19 protein-coding genes are annotated in these 25,317 nt (G+C 45.0%); 8 read left to right on the top strand and 11 right to left on the bottom strand.

Annotated elements, in window-relative coordinates; genetic code table 11:
* Positions 1 to 9: 9 nt before the first annotated feature.
* The gene (gene speD, locus HUJ19_RS10220) at positions 10 to 483 is read right to left on the bottom strand and encodes an adenosylmethionine decarboxylase (protein WP_018625058.1); all 474 of its coding nucleotides are present in this window, start codon (positions 481 to 483) and stop codon (positions 10 to 12) included.
* Positions 484 to 809: 326 nt separating this feature from the next.
* On the opposite strand from speD, the gene HUJ19_RS10215 reads away from it, so the two are divergent.
* Together HUJ19_RS10215 and HUJ19_RS10210 are read left to right on the top strand one after the other, a co-directional pair.
* Positions 810 to 1,682 (top strand): DMT family transporter, encoded by an 873-nt coding sequence (locus tag HUJ19_RS10215; protein ID WP_290624071.1) that lies wholly within the window; start codon positions 810 to 812, stop codon positions 1,680 to 1,682.
* Positions 1,683 to 2,007: 325 nt separating this feature from the next.
* Positions 2,008 to 3,234: a hypothetical protein gene (locus tag HUJ19_RS10210; protein ID WP_290624070.1), complete on the top strand. Its 1,227-nt coding sequence runs from the start codon at positions 2,008 to 2,010 to the stop codon at positions 3,232 to 3,234.
* A 70-nt stretch (positions 3,235 to 3,304) separates the two neighbouring features.
* On the opposite strand, the gene HUJ19_RS10205 is transcribed toward HUJ19_RS10210, so the two are convergent.
* From HUJ19_RS10205 to mfd, 7 genes are all read right to left on the bottom strand, one after another.
* A complete protein-coding gene (locus HUJ19_RS10205) occupies positions 3,305 to 4,339 on the bottom strand; it encodes a Glu/Leu/Phe/Val dehydrogenase (RefSeq protein WP_290624068.1) in 1,035 nt (344 codons plus the stop codon).
* A gap of 70 nt (positions 4,340 to 4,409) precedes the next feature.
* Entirely contained in the window at positions 4,410 to 5,930 is a 1,521-nt protein-coding gene (locus tag HUJ19_RS10200; RefSeq protein ID WP_290624066.1) for an aldehyde dehydrogenase family protein, read from the bottom strand.
* A gap of 281 nt (positions 5,931 to 6,211) precedes the next feature.
* Entirely contained in the window at positions 6,212 to 6,451 is a 240-nt protein-coding gene (locus tag HUJ19_RS10195; protein WP_018625051.1) for an EF-hand domain-containing protein, read from the bottom strand.
* A 42-nt stretch (positions 6,452 to 6,493) separates the two neighbouring features.
* The gene (locus HUJ19_RS10190) at positions 6,494 to 7,069 is read right to left on the bottom strand and encodes a plasmid pRiA4b ORF-3 family protein (protein ID WP_290624063.1); all 576 of its coding nucleotides are present in this window, start codon (positions 7,067 to 7,069) and stop codon (positions 6,494 to 6,496) included.
* Positions 7,070 to 7,102: 33 nt separating this feature from the next.
* Positions 7,103 to 8,245: a saccharopine dehydrogenase C-terminal domain-containing protein gene (locus HUJ19_RS10185; RefSeq protein ID WP_290624061.1), complete on the bottom strand. Its 1,143-nt coding sequence runs from the start codon at positions 8,243 to 8,245 to the stop codon at positions 7,103 to 7,105.
* 40 nt (positions 8,246 to 8,285) lie between these two features.
* On the bottom strand, positions 8,286 to 9,008 hold the full coding sequence (locus tag HUJ19_RS10180; RefSeq protein WP_290624059.1) for a CsiV family protein: 723 nt from the start codon (positions 9,006 to 9,008) through the stop codon (positions 8,286 to 8,288).
* Positions 9,009 to 9,102: 94 nt separating this feature from the next.
* Entirely contained in the window at positions 9,103 to 12,525 is a 3,423-nt protein-coding gene (mfd, locus tag HUJ19_RS10175) for a transcription-repair coupling factor (protein ID WP_290624057.1), read from the bottom strand.
* 200 nt (positions 12,526 to 12,725) lie between these two features.
* On the opposite strand from mfd, the gene HUJ19_RS10170 reads away from it, so the two are divergent.
* The 3 genes from HUJ19_RS10170 (at position 12,726) to HUJ19_RS10160 (ending at position 17,516) form a co-directional block, all read left to right on the top strand.
* A complete protein-coding gene (locus HUJ19_RS10170; RefSeq protein ID WP_290624055.1) occupies positions 12,726 to 14,054 on the top strand; it encodes a hypothetical protein in 1,329 nt (442 codons plus the stop codon).
* A 418-nt stretch (positions 14,055 to 14,472) separates the two neighbouring features.
* Positions 14,473 to 15,321 (top strand): neutral zinc metallopeptidase, encoded by an 849-nt coding sequence (locus HUJ19_RS10165; protein WP_290624053.1) that lies wholly within the window; start codon positions 14,473 to 14,475, stop codon positions 15,319 to 15,321.
* A gap of 185 nt (positions 15,322 to 15,506) precedes the next feature.
* Complete coding sequence (locus HUJ19_RS10160) at positions 15,507 to 17,516, top strand: diguanylate cyclase (protein ID WP_290624052.1); 2,010 nt, start codon at positions 15,507 to 15,509, stop codon at positions 17,514 to 17,516.
* A 96-nt stretch (positions 17,517 to 17,612) separates the two neighbouring features.
* Here HUJ19_RS10160 and HUJ19_RS10155 read toward each other — a convergent pair whose 3' ends face one another.
* Both HUJ19_RS10155 and HUJ19_RS10150 read right to left on the bottom strand, forming a co-directional pair.
* Complete coding sequence (locus HUJ19_RS10155) at positions 17,613 to 19,484, bottom strand: sodium:proton antiporter (RefSeq protein ID WP_290624050.1); 1,872 nt, start codon at positions 19,482 to 19,484, stop codon at positions 17,613 to 17,615.
* A gap of 404 nt (positions 19,485 to 19,888) precedes the next feature.
* Positions 19,889 to 21,106 (bottom strand): HD-GYP domain-containing protein, encoded by a 1,218-nt coding sequence (locus HUJ19_RS10150; protein ID WP_290624045.1) that lies wholly within the window; start codon positions 21,104 to 21,106, stop codon positions 19,889 to 19,891.
* A 276-nt stretch (positions 21,107 to 21,382) separates the two neighbouring features.
* On the opposite strand from HUJ19_RS10150, the gene HUJ19_RS10145 reads away from it, so the two are divergent.
* The 3 genes from HUJ19_RS10145 to HUJ19_RS10135 all read left to right on the top strand — a co-directional run bounded on the left by HUJ19_RS10145 (position 21,383) and on the right by HUJ19_RS10135 (position 23,911).
* Positions 21,383 to 22,183 carry an ion transporter gene (locus tag HUJ19_RS10145; protein WP_290624041.1) on the top strand — a complete coding sequence of 267 codons (801 nt, stop codon included), beginning with the start codon at positions 21,383 to 21,385 and terminating at the stop codon, positions 22,181 to 22,183.
* Between the two features lie 100 nt (positions 22,184 to 22,283).
* Positions 22,284 to 22,601 (top strand): DUF1315 family protein, encoded by a 318-nt coding sequence (locus HUJ19_RS10140; protein ID WP_290624037.1) that lies wholly within the window; start codon positions 22,284 to 22,286, stop codon positions 22,599 to 22,601.
* Positions 22,602 to 22,651: 50 nt separating this feature from the next.
* Positions 22,652 to 23,911 carry a bifunctional lysine ketoglutarate reductase /saccharopine dehydrogenase family protein gene (locus HUJ19_RS10135; protein WP_290624035.1) on the top strand — a complete coding sequence of 420 codons (1,260 nt, stop codon included), beginning with the start codon at positions 22,652 to 22,654 and terminating at the stop codon, positions 23,909 to 23,911.
* Between the two features lie 492 nt (positions 23,912 to 24,403).
* On the opposite strand, the gene ansA is transcribed toward HUJ19_RS10135, so the two are convergent.
* A partial coding sequence (gene ansA, locus HUJ19_RS10130) for an asparaginase (RefSeq protein ID WP_290624033.1) occupies positions 24,404 to 25,317 on the bottom strand: 914 nt, incomplete at its 5' end.

Genomic DNA, 25,317 nt, shown 5'->3' with positions numbered 1-25,317 from the left:
CCTTAGGCTTTATTTCTCAACTTGTCCACGCAAAATTTCGCTCACTTCGATTTTCGAAGGCAGGAAAGCTTTACGCAGAATTTCTACCGCTTTATGAGGTTCAGCGTCGCCACACATAAAGACGTCAAACGCAGCATAGTCGCGCTCAGGCCAGGTGTGTACACTGATATGTGATTCAGCTAAAACGGCAACACCTGAAATTCCACCATTTGGTGTGAAGTGGTGCATGTGGATATGCAACAAGGTTGCGCCACACTCAACTACAGACTCTCGGAACGCCTGTTCCATTAGTTGCAGATTATCAAGCTTTGACGCGCCCCATAGATCGATGATCAAATGAGTACCCGCAAAGATCTTGCCGTTTCTGTGTATGAAATGATCGTTTCGCTCATCGTTCTCGTTGACGTTCTTAAAAGAAGGCCATTGAGTTTCTGTTGCGCCAGTAGGATCAATCTCTTGGTTATAGTCGAAGTCTTTATACACTTCTTTAATCTCCTATACAGGGAAGCCATAAACAAGCTTATTTACAAATTTCTGGGGGCGTAACGATAGAAACTTCCCAGACCTACCAGGCGTGCTAATTATGTCATGCCGACCTCGAAAGGCTCACCATGCGCAAAAAATAATCAATCAGCACAAAATGGAATGTGCTTTATACTTTGTTTGACGAAAAATGCAAGAAAATTCGATTAGAAATAAGGAAAAAACTATCGGTTATAAAGCGGTTGTGAAAGAATGCAGTCTTTGTAACCTGATTTCAGTTAACTTTTATTATTAAGTTATATTTATAACTAATTGATTATAAAAGAATGAATACCAGTTATTGGCGCCTAGTTTCTTTGGCCGTGCTGGCTGTCTTTTTGATGGCTTTAGTACCCGTAATTATCAAATATATTGAGGTTGATCCGTGGCTGATCGGCGCCTTTCGGCTGGCTATCAGTGTTGTGGGTCTGTTGTTGCTGGCAGGTATGACTCGAAGGCCCCTGATTGCCCGCCGCGAGAACTGGATTTTTATCTTTCTGCTGGGTTTGGTCTTTGCTGTTCACTGGCTGACTTACTTCTACAGCATTCAACTTTCAACTGCGTCTATTGCGGCCATTGGCGTATCCACCTTTGGCGCACACTTGCTATTGCTTGGTTGGTTTGTACATAAGCAGCCGCCACACTGGCTAGAGCTTTTTTGTGTGCTGTTGGCCTTTGCCGGTGTGTATCTGGTTGTTCCTGACTTTGATCTGAGTGATGGCATGACCATTGGGCTTATTCTGGCGGTGGTATCAGGCTTCTTATACGCCTTATTGCCGCTGATGCATCAAAAGTACCGTCATATCAACGGTGAGCGTCGTACTTTTGGTCAGTTTTTTGTTGCTATGGTGATTTTCAGTTTTGGTCTGCCGCAGGCTGAGTGGTCGATTCCAGGCGAAAGCTGGATCGGCCTGATTGTTTTAGGCGTAATCTGTACTCTGGTTGCCCACAGCCTCTGGATCAAGGTCAGCACTGAGCTTAATCATGTAGTCACTTCTGTGGTTTATTACCTCTATGTACCCATCGCCATGTGTTTTAGCTTTTTCTTCCTTGATGAAATTCTGTCGTCACAACAGTTGGTTGGAGCAGGGCTTATTTTGTTTGCCAATATCCTTGGTATCTGGTTCCGCTCAAAAGGACAGAAAATTCTCACTTCGTAGCCAGTTACCTGAAGCTATCCGAGATGCATCAGATTTGTATCTAATACTGTATCTTTTTGTACTTTATTGATATTCTTCACACCTCTAAATGACTTTGTTCCTTGCTAAGCAACGGGATATCATGCATTTAGCCATAACAGGATGTTATTCTTCTGCGCTGCCTGATTTAGCATTAATAATCTAATGATGCAAAAACGACTTGTTGATTCATCTGAACAATGTAAATTTGCAGTGCGTGTATCTTAAGGTATATGAGATACCTTGATTATTGTGTCATAATGTATCCAATTTATATCGCAATGTATTACAACAAGAAGGCAGAACTGTGAGTAAAACATTATCCCGCTCTGAGTTAGCACTGATTGACCGCGAAGGCGAGCGAATTAAAAATGGTTTATCAAACCTGGTTGACGACTTTCCGAACCATGCAAAAACCATTACTGGTATGGCCAACTGGCTAAATGCCAACAAATCCACCTGTCAGCGCATGGTGGAAACTATCAACAAAGCGGTCGATGGCCTCCAAGTTATCCATTCATTGCCAGGTCCTGCCGGCTTGCGTGGTTTTATTGATCTGGCTGAAAAGCATAAGGTCAATGCCAAGCTGGTTGAAGAAGCAAGAGCCATGGTTGTTCGCTTTGAAAATCTTATCTATGAATATTCGCGTAGTCATTCTGCGCTTAAAGCCTTAATTAAGGCGTCTGATAAAAGTTCTCAGAATCAGGGCAATAAATCGGATCAGCGTAAAGCACTTTTTGAAGCTTCGCGAATGGTAACCGGTGAGCAGATGGAGAATCTGTTTTTTGCCTGCATTCTCAAAGAGAACGAACAGGATCATAAGTTTCTGCAGCAATACACCTTAACCTTCTTTGATAATTGCGAGAAAACAGAGACCGCTCGTCCTCTAGTTATCCCAATAGGCCCTTGTGAGCAGAAGCTGGAACTCGAAAAGCCTGAGCTTATTTCTCAGGACGATGAAGTAGGGGATAAGTTGGCAAACCTGTCGCTAATTGAAGAGCTGACCAGCGGCAGCGTTGTCAAAAGTATAAACGAATTTACACGTGGCGAGAGCTCAGTCATTATTCCGGCCACTCCGGACCAGGATAACGGCATCAATATTGCTGCCATGAAGAATTATCCGGAAGAGCAATTAGGTCCATTTTACGGCGGAAAAAAAGCCAGCTGTGTCAGTGTTCAGGTTAGAACACCGGTCAAGAGCTTATACATGGTTTGCTTCCTGGAGCGTAGTTATGCCATGCGCAGCGTTGCTAACGCGGGTATTTACTCGATGAATACTCAGCTGGCAACCATGATTACCAGTCCTGATGCACTCTGGTATGACCGTTTTCATGATGAGGCTGATCTGGTGCTTTCGAGCCATGATGCCAACTTCTCTGAAAAACTGAAATACCCTATGGCCAATGAGCTGGTGGATACCTTGTTTACGGTAACCGGCTGTGATCGCAAAGAGTATGCAGCGTATCTGGTGCGTGTCGACTATCCAATCTGGTCAACGGCGTATCGCATTTATTTTCAGTACGCGATTGACTAATTGAGTTAAAACTTTCAGACATAAAAAAACGGGCTCGTAAGCCCGTTTTTTGTTTTTAAGAAATAATCAATTATTTCTTGGCAGCTGCCACACGTTGACGAGCTAACTCATCAGCGATTACATTAGTCGGGCGACCGCTTAGTTTTGAGGCTTCGAACACTTCGGTTAAAGTGCCATAAATCTCATCAACTTTCTTCAACGCAGTATCACGATTATAATTTTCTTCGAATGAAACGTTGATAATACCACCTGCATTAATCACGTAATCAGGTGCATACAAAATACCTTTGCTTAATAGAATATCGCCATGACGATCTTCAGCTAGCTGGTTATTGGCTGCACCAGCAATGATAGATGCCTTGATATGAGGAATCGTTGTATCATTTATCGTTGCACCTAAAGCACAAGGGGCATAAACATCAACGTCCTGGCTGTAGATTTCATTGACATCAACAGCAGTAGCACCAAACTCATTAACCACACGATCAACGTTTTCTTTGTTGATGTCAGTAACAACCAGTTTCGCGCCTTCATCATTCAAGTGCTTGCACAGGTAATAGCCAACATGGCCAAGACCTTGCACAGCAACTTTAAGACCATCTAAGTCATCACGACCAAGTTTATGCTTTACAGCAGCTTTAATACCTTTGTAAACACCATAAGCAGTCACTGGAGAAGGGTCACCAGATTTGCCTTCAAGGCCTAAAACATAATTGGTTTCTTTGTTAACGATAGCCATATCACTAGGGTTGATACCAACATCTTCTGCAGTGATATATTTACCGCTTAATTTCTCAACAAAGCGACCAAAAGCACGGAACAATTCTTCCGATTTCATGGTCTTAGAGTTACCAATAATGACCGACTTACCACCGCCCATTTGCAGACCGGCCATAGCATTTTTATAGGTCATACCGCGAGATAGACGCAATGCATCAATCAGTGCGCCTTCGTCAGAGTTATAATCCCACATACGACAGCCACCAACCGCAGGACCCAGGTTAGTGTTGTGGATACAAATGATGGCTTTTAAGCCAGAATCAACATCACGACAAAAGACGATTTGTTCATGATCGTCGTATGCGCGTAGATTAAAAACTGCCATAAAGATCTCCTTTAATAAGGATATAAACAAGGGGAGCCGCAACGGTTGCGGCTCCAATTAAATACGATGATTATCCCAGGTCGAACTTAATGCCCTGAGCTAGAGTAGGTTGGTCACCCCAGAAGATAGTGTTGGTTTGACGACGCATGTATGCTTTCCATGCATCAGAACCAGCTTCACGACCACCGCCAGTTTCTTTTTCGCCACCGAAGGCACCGCCGATTTCTGCACCCGAAGTACCGATATTGACGTTTGCAATACCGCAGTCAGAGCCTAGTGCTGACAGGAACTTCTCGGCAACTTTCATATCGCGCGTGAAGATAGCTGAAGAAAGACCTGCCTTTGAATGGTTCTGCATGGCAATTGCTTCTTCGGTCGTTTCATAAGTCATGACGTAAAGGATTGAAGCGAAAGTTTCAGTCTGAACAACATCCCAGTGGTTTTCGGCGCGAATAACGGTTGGCTCAATGAAGAAACCAGGACCGTCGATTGCTTTACCACCAGCAAGAACTTCACCGCCAGCTTCTTTAGCTTTGGCAACTGCGTTCTCGAAGTTTTCTACTGCTTTAGCATCAACCAGTGGGCCCATCAAAGTGTCTTTATCTAATGGGTTACCGATTTTAACTTGCTTGTAAGCGTTAACGATTGCTGGGATAACCTGATCAGCAACGTCTTTGTGTACGATTAGGCGGCGAGTTGAAGTACAACGCTGACCGGCAGTACCTACAGCACCGAATACGATAGCTGGGATAGCAATGTCCATGTCTGCAGTTTTATCAACGATTAGCGCATTGTTGCCTGAAAGCTCAAGTAGGCATTTGCCCATACGCTCAGCAACTTTAACACCAACCATGCGGCCAACAACGCTAGAACCTGTGAACGACATTTTCTTAACGCGCTCGTCTTCAACAAAGCGTTGAGCCAGTTTGTTCTCTTCGGTATCAATGAATAGACAGAAAATACCTTTAAGGCCTTCTTCTTCAAGAACCTTGTTGCAGATATTTTGTACAGCGATTGCTGTTAGAGGAGTTTTTGGAGATGGCTTCCAAACTACCGTGTTACCACAGATGGCTGCGATGAATGCATTCCATGACCAAACGGCAACTGGGAAGTTGAATGCTGACATAACGCCAGTGATACCTAGCGGATGCCATTGCTCATACATACGGTGCTCAGGGCGCTCTGAATGCATGGTTTTACCATACAACATACGAGATTGACCTACGGCAAAATCTGCCATATCGATCATTTCTTGCACTTCGCCATCACCTTCAGCTTTGATTTTGCCCATTTCGGCAGAAACCAGGCTACCCAAAGCGTCTTTGTGTTCACGTAAGGCATTACCGATTTTGCGAACAAGCTCACCGCGTAATGGGGCTGGAACTTTGCGCCACTCTTCAAAAGCAGCTTCGGCTTCCTGCATAACTTTGTCATAATCTGTTGCTGAACTGGCGTTTACTTTTGCGATAACTTCGCCAGTTGCAGGATTGATTGACTCAATTACCCCTGCGTCCTGAGTGTCGGTGTAACCTTGGCCCCAACTAGCTGATTGGTTGACGGCTTCGATACCTAGCTCTTTCAAAAAATCCATAAATACCTCTAAATTCGGTTAAAACTGCACTAAAGCGACTGATTTACAAATGCTTTAGCGATTAATAATTTTGCGGCGCTACCATACCACCAGAGGGCAATTTTCGCCAGTTAATTTTGGTTTGCCTGGTTAAAGATTAGTCAATGGTTGCGCTGGTCAGAGCTGTTATATGGGCGAGGGTAATCAGTTTCAACTTATTGATTAGATATATTAATGAAAAGGGCGGCTATTTGATTTTGCCGCCCTGAAGATATGGGTTGATGAATGAAAAAATTGATTGATTAAAATTCCCACCAACAGGTTTCCCACCACTCTAGAAACTCATCAAATTCAATATGCGTATCGTGGTTTTTGTCTACTAAATCAAATCCACGCTTCACTTGCTCATCGGTTGCATCCGGAGACAGGACCTTTAGCAAGCGCTCGAATTCTTTGAGATCGATCTGGCCATTGTTATCGGTATCGAAATAATCAAAATGCTCTTTAACTTCTTGAATATGTTGATCGGTTAATGGCTTCATTAAATCTCCCTGAGTTCTGGTGTTGATTAACGAGTCTTTTGCTTATTCGTCCTCATAGGTAAAACTTTCCTTTAGGCTGGCGTTCGCTTCAGAGAGACTGAAACGATTAGGAGAAAACCCTTCACCAAACCACTCTTTGACTTCTTCATGTTCGAAATGATTAGGTGAGCGCAACACGTTGAGCAGGTGTTCGTAGCCAGCTACCCCGCCTGCATCTTCAGGAGGGCAGGCGTTTTTACCATCAATACATTCAACGTAGACATCTGCCTTGGGCTCTTTAAAACCTATCAGCGTGACTTTGTGGTGCCAGTGATCGGCAAAATCATACGTATATTCAATGCTGTCATCTTTATTGACTAATACATCGGTGACAGCGATGTTAGCTTCGTTTTGCCATTCTTCATCACCGTCACCTTCTGGGTCGATATAGCCGTAACGTTTTCCATCTTTCTGGAATTCGTGTTGCTGATAATCTTCCCAGCCAAAGATGGCCTGAATTGCATAATGAAGATCTTCGAGGGTTGCGCTTGGATCAATAATGATATCGCGCCAAACAGGAAGGTTCAGGTGCTCCAGCTCGATACGAATGTGGAGCATATTTTGCGTTTTAGTTGACATGTCGTCGTCTCACAAATGAGGCCGTCTTTGGCCTCAGGTTGATAAAACAGTTTCCTCTAAACGGTAACGTACTTTTCGTTCTTCGAGATAATCTAAAACCGTTTTGCAGCAATCTGTATGACCGCCTATATGTTCTGGTGCAAACACACCTTTTTTATCAAATTTTCCTTTCAGTAGCAATTGGCAAATCGCATTAGCTGTGAAGCCGGTTGTGCGGGCCATGGATGTTTCGTGTTTAACCCTGTCATACTCATCGTACATGGTATAGACGTATTCCTTCTTCTTTTCACCTTCCTGGCCACGAATGGTTACTCGCATAATGGTGAATTCTTCTTCCTTTGGTTTAAGTTTCCACTCATTAATCAGGATTTCAGAAGTCACTTCCAATGGCGTAATTTCCAGGCCACGAACTGAGACCTTATCTTTGCTGAAGAAGCCGCTGGCTTTAAGAGTTCTAATGGCTTCAACATGACCCGGGTAGCGTAGGGTTTTTTCTTTCATATTAGGTATATTGTTCATGGTGAACATGAGTGAGCGCAGGCCATCGGTATTAAAGGCTTCGAGAGTGCCGATCTTATCGAACTCAAAGAGTTCACGATCGCTTAAGGCTTCGCGAGTAACCATACGCCCATGCTCAAAAAAGCGGGCAGGGCGAGTATATTCTTCAATAACATCAATCGGTGAGAAAGCCGCTTTATACTCGAAAGGTTTTTTACGAATTTTGGGTAGACCGCCGACCAGACACTCGAAGTGGCTGACTTCCATGCGCGTGTTGTGAAAACCAAGCAGCAGGTTATCCATACCGGGGGCAACGCCTGCATCAATAACGGCAGTTACTTTATGCTTTTTTGCCAGGTAGTCGAGCTCGAGACAGTTCTCCGGCGAGAATGAAATATCGACCACATTTTTGCCTGACTCGATAATATTTTTAAGTGCAGCAAATCCAAGATGACCAGGCACACCACAGACTACGATATCAAACGGCTTAACCGCACCTTTAAGATCATCAAGATTCGTGACGTCCAGCTCCAACGTATTGAACGAGGGGTGACGTTTTTTAAGAAGTTTTAGTCGCGTGTTGCTGACATCGGCAACAGTAACGTCATATTTTTCAGATAGGTCGCGAGCGATAACGCTGCCAACCATACCGCCACCAATGACCAAAATATTACTCATGGATCTTCCTGATTTAAATTATTGTCTTCTTCGTAATGGTTTAAGGGTTCTGTAAAGCTTCCTGCTCTTCAAGGCTGGCTTTGTAAGCTGTGACCTTTAATAAGATACCCATGTTGGGGTGATCAAAATAATGCAGTTCATCCAGTTTGATTTTGCGATTTTCGGAAAGCACGAAATAGCCATGTAACTGATCAGGCATTTGCATATCGACTACCGGCTCTTGGGCAGAGTCATCAAATGTATCTACTCTGTCGTACTGGTAGTCAGAGTTTTCTTCATCCGAAGACTGCATAAATTCTTCGGGCAGGTTCAATGGCTTAAAGCCTGTCACTTTATGTTCAACCAATAATCCCTGATTGCGACTGAATCGAATAAGGCCATTAAACTCATCAAGACCAGCTTCTTCAGGAGCGTCCGATGCGGAGTAGGCTAGCCAGGGCGTTTCTGATTTATTCAGTAGAGGTTGGCGCCAGCCGATATGCAACAAAGGGCGGATGTTCTGGCTGCTTCTTAAGCGAGCCCAGACGCCGTGAAGTTTTAACTCATCGTTGGTCAATAGAGTAAAGTCTTCAGGCAGGTTACTAAAGTCAAATTCAGTTTCAATGTCTGGTAATTCAGTTTCTTTGACCTGAGCTGAGTTGTCCTGTTGGTCGATGCGTTTGAAGAAGACAAACTCAATATCAAAAATGCTTTGTGCCAAACTGTTAGGAATACTGAAGACCAAGCCAAAAAGCAGGGCTAAGGTGATGATTTTTCTACTCATAAGTTTACTGGTTTACGCTTTTAGTGATTAGAGTTTACCATGATTGAAAGGAAAGCCCAGCCTTAAATTGTGAGACTGGGCGAGGTGTCAGATTTCACGAAATCTTCTCTATAACAGTATTAATTTCTTTAATCAGCGGTGTAATTTCTTCTTCTTCCGTCAGAATCTTTAATATGACATTTTGCTCAAAACGATAGCGTGATGGGTTTAGCTGAATCAGGCGAACCAGTTTGCCCGGGTCAATCTGACTATCCTGAGTGAAGCGCATTCGAACACCACTGCGAACCAGATCAATTTTACTGATGCCCAGCGGTTGTACTCGCAGCGCCAACTCGGTGATGGTAAACAGGTTTTTCAAAGGCTCAGGCAATAAGCCAAAGCGATCAATAAACTCAACCTGCAAAGCGTCCAGTTGCTCTTTGCTTTTGGCATTAGCGATACGTTTGTAGAGCGATAAACGGGTGGCGACATCGCCGATATAATCATCCGGGATCAAGGCAGGTACGCTGAGGTCTATTTCTGTTTTCTGTTTCAGGCTTTGCTGTAATGACGGCTCTTTACCTTCTTTTAGCGCCTTGACCGCATCTTCCAGCATGTCCATGTATAAATTAAAGCCAACAGCCTGCATCTGACCGGATTGTTCATCGCCTAACAGTTCACCCGCGCCACGAATTTCAAGGTCATGGGTGGCCAGGGTGAAACCTGCGCCCAGATCTTCCAGTGAAGCAATGGCGTCCAAACGCTTCTCGGCATCTTTGGTGATTTTTCGTCCCGCTGGGGTAAGCAGGTAAGCGTAGGCCTGATGGTGCGAACGTCCAACACGGCCGCGAAGTTGATGTAGCTGTGCTAAGCCAAACTTATCCGCACGGTCGATAATCATGGTATTAGCGTTAGGATTATCAATGCCGGTTTCGACAATGGTAGTACAGACCAGAACATTAAAACGTTGATGATAGAAATCGCGCATGACCTGTTCCAGTTCGCGTTCACGCATCTGGCCATGAGCCAGCTGGATGCGAGCTTCTGGCAACAACTCCTGAAGCTCTTCAAGTGTTCTTTGTATTGTGTCAACGGCGTTATGAAGGAAATAAACCTGACCACCACGGAGGATTTCACGCAGCACCGCCTCACGGATCAGCGGCTTATGATATTCGCGAACAAAAGTCTTAACTGACAGTCGACGCGCAGGAGGCGTTGCAATAATCGATAAATCACGCATGCCAGACATCGACATATTCAATGTTCGCGGAATAGGTGTTGCGGTTAAGGTCAGAATATCCACTTCGGTACGGAACTTCTTGAGCTGTTCTTTCTGACGCACGCCAAAACGATGCTCTTCATCAATAATCAGCAAACCAAGACGCTTAAATTTAACGTCCTGTTGAATCAGTTTATGAGTACCGACCACGATATCGACCGTACCATCTTCAAGACCTTTTAAGGTTGCCTGAACTTCTTTATTGGTAGCGAAACGTGACAGGCTGGCGACTTTCATTGGCCAATCCGCAAAGCGATCGCTGAATGTTTCAAAATGCTGTTGTGCGAGCAGGGTGGTTGGCACCAGCACCGCAACCTGTTTGCCAGATTGAGCAGCAATAAAGGCTGCGCGTAGCGCAACTTCGGTCTTGCCAAAGCCCACATCCCCGCAGACCAGACGATCCATCGGCAGGTGTGAAGTCATATCGCGAATCACAGCATTAATCGCAGTGGTCTGATCGACGGTTTCTTCAAAAGCAAATTCAGCACAGAAACGACGGTATTCGCTTTCATCCAACTGGTATTGAATACCTTCTTTGGCCGCTCGTCGGGCATAGATATCCAACAACTCGGCAGCGACGTCTCGTGCTTTCTCTGCAGCTTTCTGGCGAGCTTTATCCCACTGTTCTGTGCCCAGCTTATGCCAAGGCGCCAGTTCCGGATTGGTGCCTGAATAGCGGCCAATCAGGTGCAATGATTGAACTGGCATATACAGTTTGTCACCACCTGCATATTCAATCATCAGGTATTCGGCTTCGATGTCGCCACTTTCCAGTTTGACCAGTCCGCGGTAGCGGCCAATGCCTTGCTCAATATGAACGACCGGGTCGCCTTCTTTAAGCTCCGCGAGATTGCGGATCATATCCTCGGCCTGATCGGCTGCTTTAGTGTCGCGGCGGCGAGTTTTGATGACCTGTTCACCAAACAACTCAGTTTCAGTGACCACTGCCAGATCAGACAGGGCAAAGCCCTTACTTAATGGGGCTACACCAATAACCAGATTTTTGGCACCTGATGCTTCGCTCCAGTGTTCGACCACGGAAGTCTGAATTTCATTGCGAGCCAGTAAATCTTTTAACGCTTCGCGGCGGCCCGGAGACTCGGTGGCGATGAAACATTGTCCAGTCCACTGGCTCAAAAAGCTTCTGAACTGATTGACCGGATCTTTAGCCTTATGATCAATAGCCATCATGGGCATTGGGCTGGCCTGATAATCAGCGTCAGGGCGTTCTTGCTTGATATGTACGCGGATATGCTGCTTGAGCTGTGAGTTTAGCTCATCAGCAGCCAGATACAGTTTACTTGGCTCAAGAATTGGACGCTCTATGTCATGCCGGCGTTGCTCGTAGCGTTCTGTTATTTCGTCCCAATAGTGTTCAGCATGCAACTGATGATCGCCCAGTGTACAAATTAGCGATTGTTGGGGAAGGTAATCGAAGAAGGTGTCCAATTGTTCAAAGAACAAGGGTAAATAGTATTCAATACCCGCCGGAGAGTTGCCATTGCTGACTTCCTGATAGAGCCAGACGCGCTGTAGATTGACTTCAAACTCAGCGCGGAAGTTTTGCCTGAAAGTCGCAATGCCGTCTTCATCCAGTGGAAATTCTTTGGCTGGCAGTAATTCAAACTTGCTGATTTTGTCATCGGACAACTGACTTTCGGGGTCAAAATATCGGATGCTGTCAATTTCATCATCGAAAAAATCCAGCCGCAGTGGTTTTTCCGAACCCATAGGGAAAACGTCGAGAATGGAGCCTCTTACCGCGTATTCGCCATGAGAAAAGACCTGATTAACCGAGTGGTAGCCGCTTTCTTCAAACAGCCTGCGCACTTCGTGCATGTCCAGCTTTTGTCCGCTATGGACAATCAGGCTATTTTGCTCAATATATTGCTGCGGTGGTAATCTCAGAAGCAGGGTATTGACCGCGATCAGCACAATGCCATGCTTCAGACGTGGCAGGTTATACAGCGTCAGAAGTCGCTCGGAAACGATGTCCTGATGCGGTGAAAAGTTGTCATAGGGCAGGGTTTCCCAATCGGGGAAGACCATAACCGGTATATCCGAATCTTTACCTAGAAAATACTGAATTTCTTTCTGTAGTTGCCACAGAGCCGGGGTGTCATCGCTGATGACCACGATTGGCTGCTCGCGCTGCTCTGCGAGCTTAGCGAAAGCCAGGGCACGGCTGGAGCCAGCGAGGCCGTCCAGATAATGGACAAAGTTAGTTTTATCAGTGATCTGCGGTAAATCGAGCTTCATGCCAAATGACTAGTGATTGTTAGAATTGCCGCGGAATTATAGCGATCTTGCCCGGATCTTGATAGTGGGCGTGAATATTCCGCACAAGCAGTGTTTCCAGCTAGTGTTATACGGGTTGGGGTTTGCGCTTTTATATTTGCAGTAAACTGGCAATACCGCTATCTTATTTGTTACTTAAAAAGTAATCACTTAGGGATAGTATGAGAGTCATATTCAAACAAGCCGACGACTTCGAAATCAGCGCTGGATTTTTTATTGCTGCCTGGAAAGTTTGGTTTAAACGGTTCTCACCTGCCCATGATGCGCAGCGCCATGCCTGGAAATACGGCAAGATGCCTATCGGCATTAGTGACAGCAGCCTGAGCGATCTGATTCGCGATAATAGACGCTTTACCCTTGAAGTGCTTGCCCGAATGATGGTGCCCTGGGCCTATCGCAACAATGCTCAGGTCAATGATACCTTCCTTCGTGACCATATCGATTTTCTCCAACAAACCACCATCGGCTATGACTCAGGTAGCGAAGAGCCGGCCGCCTGCTTAAGCGATCATGCGCTTGCTTTATGGGACAGCATGAGTTTTGCCGAGCAGGATACCTATATGAACTATGCCGAAGCGCGTGTTCAGGCTGATATCGAAGTCAAGTCCAGCGACCCTGTGGTGCTTGATGATCAGGGCATCGAATTGATTGGCGAAGATACCTATCCGCCTTATGTGCCTGAAAAAGATGCTGATGATCTAGAGTTTATTCGAGCGCTGGTTCGTTGGATTGAAGATGCACCATATCAGGCCTATTATCTGAAAAAGCCTACCGGCGAAGCCGTAGCCGGATGGCATGACCGATTGCTTGCTTTCTTCTGGCCAAAACCACGAATTGGCTACGCACTTCATTATGCAGCCGTGGATCCCTTGTATTATCGTGCCAATGAGCTCGCAAAAACTTTGGAGCGAGGGGATGACTGGGATGACGAATGGCGTGAGATGGCCGTTAAAACTGCAACAGAGCTATTTAATGTCAGTGGTACGCCGCAAAAAGAAGTGACCGTCGAAAATGTCAAAAAGGTCATTAAAGCTGCGGTTGATGCGAATGAAAATGCTGATGCTAAAATGAACAGTGGCTGGACCTATCTGGCAGCGCTCTGTACTGCTCATCTCGAAGGAAAACAGGGAAGACTTCCACTAATAAGCTGGAACAGCAGAGTCGCCAGCTCTGTAATCTCGCGCCTTGATTTTCTGCTTGCCGAAGCAGGCGTCACTGAACTCGGCAACCGGTTCCCTAATATAGGCACTGTACCGGGTTGGGGTGGCACAAGACCTCGCCAGTACACGCTGCAATGGCCGAATGGTTACCGTTCATGGAAAACCCAGATAGCCGCCAGCAAACTGGCCAATCAAATAGTTCACATCCTCAATACCGAGACCAAACCCAACGGTGAAAAGCGTTATCGCCTGATGCCACTTGCCGGAGGCGGCAAGGGCCCCTGGACAGTGCGTGGTGTGCAAAGAGTGCTATTTTCGGATGGGTATTGAGAGCTTAGCTGATGAACAGAATAGCAATTTTACTGTTTACATTCGTCGTTTATGTCTTTTTTATTTTGAATATCGAACCAGCTTACGTTACCTGGAGCCAGTTAAATTTCTTAAATACTAATTTTGATAAAGTTATCGGCTACTACTCAATAGTCTTGGCTAGCTCTGGAATTAATCTAGTGCTGTACTTTTCACATTTAACTTTTCGAGTTCCTAATTATTATGAAAAAGAAGGTCTTTATGTAGGGATTGGAGTTGGGGTGTTTCATTATTTCACACTAGTTTCTATGCATAATAGTCCTACTTTATATACATCTATGTTCGTTGGTGAGTTGTTGTTTGTTATGGGCTGTATCGTATTTTTCGAGTTCGAAAGAGTCAAAAGTAGGAAAGGTTGTTACGATAAAGGAGCTTCATCATGAAATGGCGTGGTCGTAGACGAAGTAGCAATGTGGATGACCGTCGTGGTCAGAGAATGAAGTCCGGTTCCAAGCTAAGTATTGGCGGTATTATCATTGCGGCTATTGCTATTTTTGTTTTTAAGCAGGATCCGATGCAGGTGATTTCTGGCTTAATGGGCACTTCCGGTACTGCAAGCAGTGTGGAGCAAACCAATTACAAGCCTTCACCACAGGAGCAGGAAACGTTTGATTTTGTTTCGGTCATTCTGGCGGATACAGAAGATACCTGGTCAGAAATTTTTTCTCAGTCAAATCAGCAATACCCCAAACCTTCCATGGTCATTTATAGAGATATGACTCCTACCGCCTGTGGCACTGGTCAGGCTGCATCGGGCCCTTTCTACTGTCCTGCTGACCAGCAAGTCTATCTGGATCTGAGTTTTATAGAAGAACTTGAAAAGATGGGTGGTAGCGGTGATTTTGCTATTGCTTATGTGATCGCGCACGAAGTGGGACATCACATTCAAACCATAATCGGAATATCACAGGAAGTTCGTCAAAAACAAAGTCAGCTTGATAAGGCAGGACAAAATGCTTTGCAGGTCAAGATGGAGTTACAGGCAGACTGTTTAGCAGGCGTCTGGGCCAACCACACGCACAAACGAACACAGTTTCTTGAGGCGGGTGATTTAGAAGAAGCTTTGGCAGCCGCAGAAGCGGTTGGTGATGATACTTTGATGAAGCGTGCTGGCGTTGCTCCGCGTCGAGAAGCATTTACTCATGGCTCAGCGCAGGAGCGGATGCAATGGTTCAGTCGTGGCGTTGACACCGGAAGCTTTGGGGCCTGTGATACTTTCGGTGAATGACCAGCGACTGACTAATATCGGGATGCTTTATCGTTTAATGAGCCGTTCATGATTACCGTATATTAGACTCAAATAATTAAGCATTACTTTAAGACTCCTTCTTAACTGTATCAAAAATAGACAAATCGGTTGATATTGATACAATCGAAGTAAGGCTTAGCGAATTGATTACTGAGATGCGGTTAATGATAAAAACTATCCGATTAATATTGATACCAACTATCTTGACCGCATTGGTGCTTGGTACCTTTTTCAACTCAGCTACGGCTGCTGAAGAGGAAGAAATTACACTTGAAGAGCTTCAGCAGTTAGATCCCTTTCCCGAACTCTATGACGAGATGTCGCCTGATGGGCGTCTTGACTGGTTAAACTCCCAAATTGACCAGGCCACAACTGCCGCCGAACGTTATAATTTCCAAAGAGCCTTGGCTTTTGAACATTTCTTCAATTACAGCAATCCTGAAGCGCAAAAGCTTTGTCAATCAAACCCGCCTTTATCATTCGATCTTCGCTACCGTTTTGCCTGTATCCAGGCTAGTGACGTCAGCTACGAGAAGCGTATTGATAGTTTTTTTGAGCTCTATAAGTCTGCTGTTGAAGCCGATGATAAAACTATGGCAGCCCAGGTATTGACTTCTATGGGTTGGTATCAGTCGGGCAAGGGGGATATTGCGGCTGCTTTTAAAAGTTATGAAGAAGCATTGTCGATGGGAGAAAGCCTGGAGTTCTTTGCGCTTAATGATGCAATGGTTAATACCGCCAGCTTGTATATTATTCATGGCGATGATGATTACATTAAGAAAGGTATAGAGCTGCATAAACAGTCCATCGAAAGAATAAAAAAACGCGCCAGTGAAGATCCTGAGTTCGCTGAAACTTCTCTCGCAGCCATGATCATTCCACAGTTCAACATTGGCGTTGCTTATGCGTTACACACATTCGAATATGAAAAAGCACTAGAATGGTTTGAGATCGTCAATAAAAGTGATACTGAAATTCCTCATCTGAAACTATCATCCATTCTTTTCTCTGCACTGTCTGCCGTTGAGCTCGGGCGTACTCAAGAAGCTGAGCAATATTTAGCTCGCTCTTACGATGAGCCTGTTGTTAATAATACTGAGTTTTCCTACCTCTACTGTTATCGAGAACTGGTTAAGTATAAGTTGGGGAAAGAGGCTGAGCTGGATGTTTGTTTGCCTTTGCATGAAAACGTACCGCTTGAAGTTAAAATTGATGTTTATAAACGCATATCCAATTTAGAGGATAAGGCCATCAAGTATGCAGGAATGGAGCAGTTTTATTACTTGTTCATTAACAAGCTGGAAAGCCAGTTAAAGCAGAGCTCGACATCAGTTGCTTCAACCGCTGAACTGCATCGGGTACAACAGGAGTCGCGGTTAAGGAATGAGCTGCTTGAAAAAGAAATCGCTCTTAAAACAGCAGAACAGGAAAAACGAGACGGTCAAATTCTCTTTATGATTGCATCTTCACTCGTTCTGCTACTACTGGTGGTGATTACCATTATTCGACTGACACAGAAAAAGCGCCTTGCCGAACAATATGAAGAGTTAAGTGTTCTTGATGTACTAACAGGACTAAAAAATCGTCGCTTCCTCGAACAAAATATCGGTCGCGAAATGAGCTTTATTAAACGCTCTGTGGCTAACCAGGATGGGCATGCTCTTGGTATTTATCTTTTGGATATTGATCACTTTAAGCATGTTAATGACACCTATGGGCATGAGACGGGCGATCAAATATTGATTGAGTTTACTCAGCGAATTAATGAAACCATCCGTGATACCGACCTTTTCGTGCGCTGGGGTGGAGAAGAGTTTATCGTTGTAGCTCGTCTTGATAATTCAGACGGTTTACATCTTTTGGCGGAGCGTATGGTTGAAGCCGTTAAGCAAGAGCCTTACTCAGTAACTCAGGGGCATTCTATTGATATTACCTGCACAGTCGGTGCTGTGATCTATCCGTGTATTGAGAATCCAGAGAAACAAATTTCATGGAATAAGCTCGTACAACTTGCAGATTTGGCACTTTATTATGGTAAGCAGAAACAGCGCGATTGCTGGGTATGCATTGAGAAAATTTCAAACTACGAAAGTCGAAATACAGTGCTTGAGCAGGGGTTTGAAGAATCGCTAAAACAAGGGCTGCTTAGTATTAGCACTTCGATTAAGTCTTAAGGAGATGCTATCTCGACTGGTTTCAATAGATTTTAAGCCAGCTAATAGCAATCACAAAAACTCCCGCCAAGACGAGAGTTTTTTATGGACTAATGTTTAACTCATTCCTTTTTCTTTCTGCGCCAGTTTTTGAAACTGCTCTTTTTGTGCACCTGCCGAAGTTGGGCGCTCACCTTTGGGGTCTTCTGAATCCATAATCATAGAAATAATCTTTGTTCCTTCCTTGATGTTCTTGCCTTCAGTTTCTGACGAAAAGACCTTCATGGTGTCATTCTTGTCAATCATAAACAGAGCAACGTAATTTTGATTGTCTTTACGATATTGCTCAAAGGTATAGTTTTCAGTGATATTGGTGACTTTGATTTTCGCATTTTTAGCAATCATGCTGGCCAATTGGCCATATGTGACCGATTCACCAAACAACCAGGGAGACTGATAGTACTCATCTTTCTCCTGGCGATCATTTTTATTCTTATCTTTAGCAGAGCGTAAGCGATAGATATTTTGTTTTCCAAAAGTATGCCTGAAGTTGAGTTCGCTAAGACTGTTGAGTTCCTGATCCATGCTCATGGCAAAGACATGGCCAAAACCAATCAGGTCAAGATTTCTGTCTGCATGCTCTGAAATAGGGTTGCCGAAGTAAACTCTGATGCCTTCCATACGCGCCTTGGCGATGTTGCTATAGTTGTTATGTGCCATTAGCACATCAACATTATGATCTTTTAAAGCTTTCGCAACCGTCAATGCAACCGGGTTACTGCCAATAATTAGAACGCCATTGTTTGATGGCTCACGAACACCTAGCAAGTTGCCAACAAAAGCTGCGCTTAAGCTTTGAATCAAAACCGTGCCGATAATAATGATGAAAACCAGCGGCACTAAAAATTCCGTACCAGCCAGCCCGTATTCTTCCAGGCGGATGGCAAATAATGAAGAGATAGCTGCCGCAACAATGCCGCGAGGGCCAATCCAGCTGATCATCAGCTTCTCGTTGGTTTTCAATTTTGAGCCAATGCTTGATGCCCAGACGCCAATCGGACGTGCTACAAACATGATGATTGCCAGTAGGATCAGGCTGGTGTAACCAATTTGCTGGACACTGCCTAAGTCCAGCCTTGCCGCCAGTACGATAAATAATACGGAAATTAGAAGGATGGATAGTGACTCTTTGAAATCGAGAATGTCATCTTTCGGAAACTTAGGCCAGTTGGCCAAGGCAACACCTAAAATGGTGACGGTCAATAGTCCTGACTCATGCTCGATGTGATTCGAAATTGAGAACACCAGGAGAACGAAGGCTAAGGTGAAAATATTGCGTAAATATTCAGGCACCCAATGTTTCTTCAACAGCGTTGCAAGGACAGCTGCACCGGCCATCCCCAGAGCTGCTCCCACCAATAAAATTTTACCGAACAGTAGCAGGGCGTTTTCACCTGAACCACCTGAAATGATGTACTCATAGACCAATACCACTGCGATAGCGCCGATAGGGTCAATGATGATGCCTTCCCAGCGTAGCACGTTGCTGATGTTTCTATTGGCGCGTAAATTGCGCAGAATAGGAATGATGACGGTAGGGCCGGTTACGCAAACCAGTGCACCGAAAAGCAGGGCAATCAACGGATGCATATCGAACAGGAAATAAGCCGCCGCACCGGCAATGGCGATGGTGATCAGCACTCCGACCGAAACCAGCAGCTGAACCACGCGGCCATGACTTTTGACCTCATGGAACTCCAGCGTTAGAGACCCTTCGAAGAGAATGACGGCAACGCCAAGTGATATAAAGGGAAACAGCAAATCGCCCAAAGTTTCATCAGGATTGAACCAGCCAAGCACAGGGCCGATAATAATCCCGATCAATAACAGGAAGAGAATTGAGGGTTGCTTTAAATACCAGGCTAACCACTGGGCACCGATCCCGATGGCTAAAACTGCAGATAGAGTTAATGCTAAATCTGGTGTCATGAAAATTCCCGTTGCGTTCCGTTACAAGAGTTATTGTTATGAAGGCTCATTGTCTTGCGCTGAGATTTATAAATCAAGCGCTTAGGCGTCACTTTTGTAATACAAATATTGATCTCATATCTAAGAGCAGATCCTGAATCAAGTTCAGGATGACAAAATTGTGAGCAAGGTAAACCTTAATTATGAGTTTCAATTGGCGTTAGTTGATTGATAAAAACTGAACAAAAAAGGAGCTTTTTTGAGCTCAACTAATTTAAGTTGAGCAACTAAATTGTACCTATTGAAAAAACTTTCAAGCTTGTCATCCTGAACTTGATTCAGGATCTGCTTTTGGCTTTAAAAAATATGCAGGGGAGTCTATTAGGTCGAACGTCAATATTATGTGGAGAAACAGAAGTCTAAAATTAGCGCTGGTTCTTCGATTGAATATGATGGGTTTGCTGAATATAGCTTCTCATATCGAAACCCATGGCACCGTCAGCCAGTGGACGCTTGATAGAGTAGCGCATGCCTGATTTATCAGATGGGAGCTTGCTTAGGTCAATGATTAACGATTTGCGCAGTTTGCCTTCGCTATCACGAACCAATTCGACTTTAGGTTTTAACTTTTTCTCAGGATGAGTTGAAATCACAATACCGACCTCGCCATTGCTCATTTCAACTAATGTACCAGGAGGGTAGATACCGAGCATGCGAATAAAGGCTTCGACTAGCTCACCATCAAACTGCTTATTGCGCTGGTTAAATAATTCTTTCAACGCATCGCGCGCGGAAATACTGCGCTTGTAGCAGGTATCACTGGTCATGGTGTCGTAAGCGTCGACGATACTGATGATGCGGCAATAAAAACTAATTTGTTCGGCTGGCAATTTAGGGTAACCAGTACCATCAATGTGTGCATGATGGTTTTTAATCACGTCTTTAACCGTCTGATTAATCGATGGGTCTGAATTGACCAGCTCATAGCCCAGAATGGTGTGCTTTTGCATGACGCGCATTTCGACCTGAGTCAGTTGGCAGGGTTTATCGACAATTTCTTCCGGGATCTGAGTTTTGCCCAGGTCGTGTAGCATTCCACACAGCCCAAGCAGTTCCAGCTGTTGCTCATCTAGCTTAAGGTATTTACCTAATGCAATGGCAAGAATGGCTACTCGAACGCTGTGTTCGGCGGTAAATTGGCTTTTGTCCTTGATACGGGTCAGCCAGAATAAAGCATTGGCATTCGACATAATGCTGATCATGCAGCTTTGAATAACACGACGGGTGTGGCCAATATCAATTCGCATGCCCATTTTGGCCAGCTCAAATATATTAATGGCTTCTTCACGAGCGGCTTCGTAGGTGCCATGAGCACGCTTTAACTCATGGTGTAATGGCGTATTTTCAGGAAGAGGGGCTGTCTTTGCCTTGGCTTTGAGCTTGTCTTTTTGTAGTGACCAGAATTGTTCGTCGACTTCGATATAGACGTATTTGCAGTATTCTTTGAGGGTTTTGAGCTCAACTTCGCGCTTGACGACAAGCTTTTGGAACATCAAAGGCACATCAAGCCAAGGCCTGTCGAGTTCTACGACATACATGCCTAGCTGTAATGAGTCAGCAGGAATTTTAACCTTTAGAGACATAATGACCTGTGATACGCATCTAACCCCAAACGAGAACCATAAGGTTCAGAATTAGTTAACTCTATCACATTTATACAAAAGGTCTATAAATTTTGTATAAAAGACTGACAGTTTTATACTTAGATAGGTATTAATAATCAATTAATCATGGTTAATAGTTTTTATGAAAGGTGCTGCTCGTGAGGCAGGTTAGCTCTGGTTACACTTTTGTGATTGCCTCGGTGAATTTTTGCTGGTAATTTTCGCTCCATCAGTCAGCACCAAAAATACAAGATTATGCACGCAAGGATTAATGCTTTAGTACACGATAAATGGTTCGAACGCTTTATTATTTCAGTCATTGTTTTAAGCGGTATCTTAATTGGAGTAGAAACCAGTCGCAGCCTATCGCAGACCCAGCTGGATTGGATTGAAACCGCTCATGCCATCATCTTAGGTATCTTTGTCATTGAGGTAGTTTTAAAGCTTTATGCCTGCGCTCCTGATGTTAAAAAGTACTTTAAAGATGGCTGGAATGTTTTTGATTTTTCTATTGTCGTTGTCGCACTTATCCCATTCACCGGCCAATTTGCAGTTATTGGGCGTTTGCTACGTCTATTAAGGGTTGCGCGTCTGATTTCGGTGCTTCCCGAACTACGTTTGATAGTTACTACCCTTATTAAAACCATCCCTTCGATGTTCCATGTGGTAGTTTTGATGCTGGTCCTTTTCTACATCTACGCAGTTGCTGGCTTTAATCTATTCCATGAAACAAACCCTCAGTATTGGGGCGATCTGGGAACTTCCATGTTGACCCTGTTCCGAATAGTAACACTGGAAAGCTGGACTCAGATTATGTACATGGATCTGGAACATTACAATTGGGCCTGGATTTTCTACGTTAGCTTTATCGTTATCGGCACCTTTATCATCATCAACCTGTTCATTGCTCTGGTCTTGAACAATCTTGATGAAGTTAAAGAGCAGAAAAAAGCCTTAGAGCGAAGCCAAAAAACAGAAGCTCATATTCTGAACAACATTGTTCTTATTCGTAAGCAATTACAGGAAATCGAAAAGGAAATGCACGAAAAACAATAAGTTACAGCTGATACTTTTTGATACTGGCAACTCATAACAAAATCGAGGATAATTGCGCCCAATTTTGTTTCGGACAGCATTCGTTGTGGAGACTTTTATCGTGTCAATTGACTACAGCCAACTTGTAGACTCGCTTACACCAGACCTTATTGAGCGCTTTACCGAAGCAGTTGAAACCGGTAAATGGCCCGATGGCTCGGCTTTGACCGAAGCGCAGCGCGAAAACTGCATGCAGGCGATTATGCTCTATAACGCACGCCATAACGCCAGTGATGAGCCTTTCACTATTTCAGCAAAGGGTGAAATTCAGACCGGCAAAAAAATGCGCAGTGAATTCGAAGGCCTGTCTTCAAATGACAGGCTTCGCCAACAAGGTCACTTGATTGACTCCAAAACAATTGACAATTCTGACGATTAATAACCATTCCAGTCAGTTCTCATCTCAAATTACAGCAAAATAGGGTAGTTATGCTTAAAACGATTATTCGAAAAGAACATAAGAATAAGTGGGAGAAACGAGCCCCGTTAACGCCAGAGGCCGTTAAGACCTTAACCGAACAAGGCTTCACCATCGAATTAGAACCCTGCGATATCCGCATTTTTTCAGATCAGGAATACCAAGCCGCCGGTGCCATTTATCCTTCCTCTCCAGACCAGGCAGAATTCGTTTTAGGCATTAAAGAACCACCCGTTGACTCAATTAAACACGGCCAGGTACACTTAGCCTTTTCTCACACCATCAAAGGCCAGGAATACAACATGCCTTTGCTGCAGAAATTCCTCGATGAAGAAGCAACGCTGTTGGATTACGAACCGATTGTTGATCCCGCAACCGGCCAAAGAACCATTGCCTTCGGTCGCTATGCCGGTATCGCCGGTGCTGTGGATAGCTTTGCCATTCTGGGGCAAAAATTGGCACAAAAAGGATTAACAACGCCTTTGTCGGATCTGAAAATGACCCACACCTATGGCACGGTTGAGAATCTTAAAAAGTCGCTTGAGCAATTTGATTTGTCACAAGGCGAACCGATCCGCGCGCTAGTCGTCGGCACCGGCAAAGTCGGCAAAGGCTCAATCGAAGTCTGCGAATGGTTAGGACTGCCGAAAGTCAGCGCCAAAGACTTCCTGGCCGGTAACTTGCCGGAAGGCAGCTTTTATGCCGTACTGAGCAGCCGTCACATCAATCGCCGCAAAGACGGTGGCGAATTCAAGATGCAAGAATTCGTCGACAAAGGAAGCGAACTGTACGAAAGCACATTCGATCAGGTGCTCGGCAAATTCAACATCCTGCTGCAAACCCCATACTGGGAAGAGATGTACCCGAAACACCTGACTAAAGAACGCATGCAGCAAAACAAAGACAAACTGCCACTAGTCATCGGCGACATCAGCTGCGACATCAACGGCAGCCTCGAATGCACAACCAAAGCCTCCGACAGCGACAACCCAGCCTTCACTTACAACGTCGACACAGAGGAAAGCATTGACGGCATCAGCTGGAACGGCGTCACCGTCATGTCCATTGACAACCTGCCATGCGAGCTACCGATTGACGCCTCCAACGACTTCTCCAAAGCATTAACCACCTACGCACCACAAATCATGCGTATGGACTTAAGCAAACCATTTGCAGAATGCGGCTTGCCAAAAGACCTCGCCGACGCAGTTATCGTCTACAAAGGTCAGTTAACACCAAACTACGAGTACTTGAAAGAGTATTTGTCCTAATCCACGGTATGACAAGATTGAAGGAATAGCGCCAACCTCAAAGTCTTGTCATCCTGATGAAAATCAGGATCTGCTCTTAGGTGGTAGGGGCGGGGAGTCTGCCCCTTGGGTACCAATGTGCCCGCCCAAAATCTTCAGCCACCATATACAAAAAGGGCAGACACACAGGTCTGCCCCTACCAGAATAACGGAATCACCATCAGGAATAGCGCCAACCCCACAAGCTTGTCATCTGACCCACAGGGCAGGTTTTTGCTCCTGCAAAACCTGCATTCCTGACGTCCTGTCAGTCAGATGTGGGGAATGCAGTGGCAATTCTTGGAGAATTGCCTGCCTGAACTTGAAATCAGGCGACCGAAGGGAATCCCTTTAGGGAATCTGCTCTTAGCTCTTAGATGGTAGGGGCGCACCTATGTGTGCGCCCAATGATCTCATAGACCATATACAAAAAAGGGCAGACACATCGGTCTGCCCCTACCTAAATCAAACCAATCACTCCGGTACCGTCAATTCACCCCTTAAATTGGTCATCATCTTTTCACGAATACTTTGCCTGTCCATGCCGCGGCTAAACAAATAATACAACTTCGCCAGCGCCGCTTCGGTGGTCATGTCATACCCGGAAATCACACCTGCATCCATCAATACTTTGCCGGTTTCATAGGTCGCCATATTAACGCTGCCTTTCAAGCACTGAGTACAGTTAACGATGACCTGGCCGTTGTCGCAGGCTTCGCGAATCGCGTCCATCAATGCTTTATTCTTAATCGGTGCATTACCGGCCCCATAAGACTGCAACACAACGCCATCGAGTGGCTGGCTTAAAAAGCCTTTGACCAGATCCGCTGAAATACCGGGGAACAGGGTAAGAATGGCAATCTTCGGTGAGCTGAACTTCTGCACATTCAATTCAGGCTTATTCTGCTTAAAGACTAAATGGTCGCGCACTTTAATGGTGCTGCCGATGCTGGCCAATGGCGGCATGTTTGGCGATGAAAAGGCAGCGAAACCATCAGCATCGGTTTTGGTGCAACGATTGCCGCGATGCAGATGATCATGGAAAAACAGACAGACTTCAGGAATAGGGTGGTTGGCCGCCAGAAACACCGCATTGATTAAATTATCGCGCGCATCGGTACGAAGCTGAGTCAACGGAATCTGCGACCCGGTCAGAATCACCGGCTTCTGCAAACCTTCGAGCATAAACGACAAAGCCGACGCCGTGTACGCCATGGTATCGGTGCCATGCAGCACCACAAAACCATCATAATCGTCGTAATTGTCCTGAATATCCTGCGCAATCAGATACCAATCCTCCGGTGTCATATTCGCCGAATCAATCGGCTCCGCATAATCACGAATCGTAATCTCCGGCATATCCGGATGCTTAAACTCATGAAAGCTCG

The organism is Kangiella sp., from assembly GCF_014762745.1.
Lineage (GTDB): Bacteria > Pseudomonadota > Gammaproteobacteria > Enterobacterales > Kangiellaceae > Kangiella.
The sequence above is the reverse complement of the archived record's forward strand: the minus strand, read 5'-3'. Positions and strand labels throughout refer to the sequence as shown.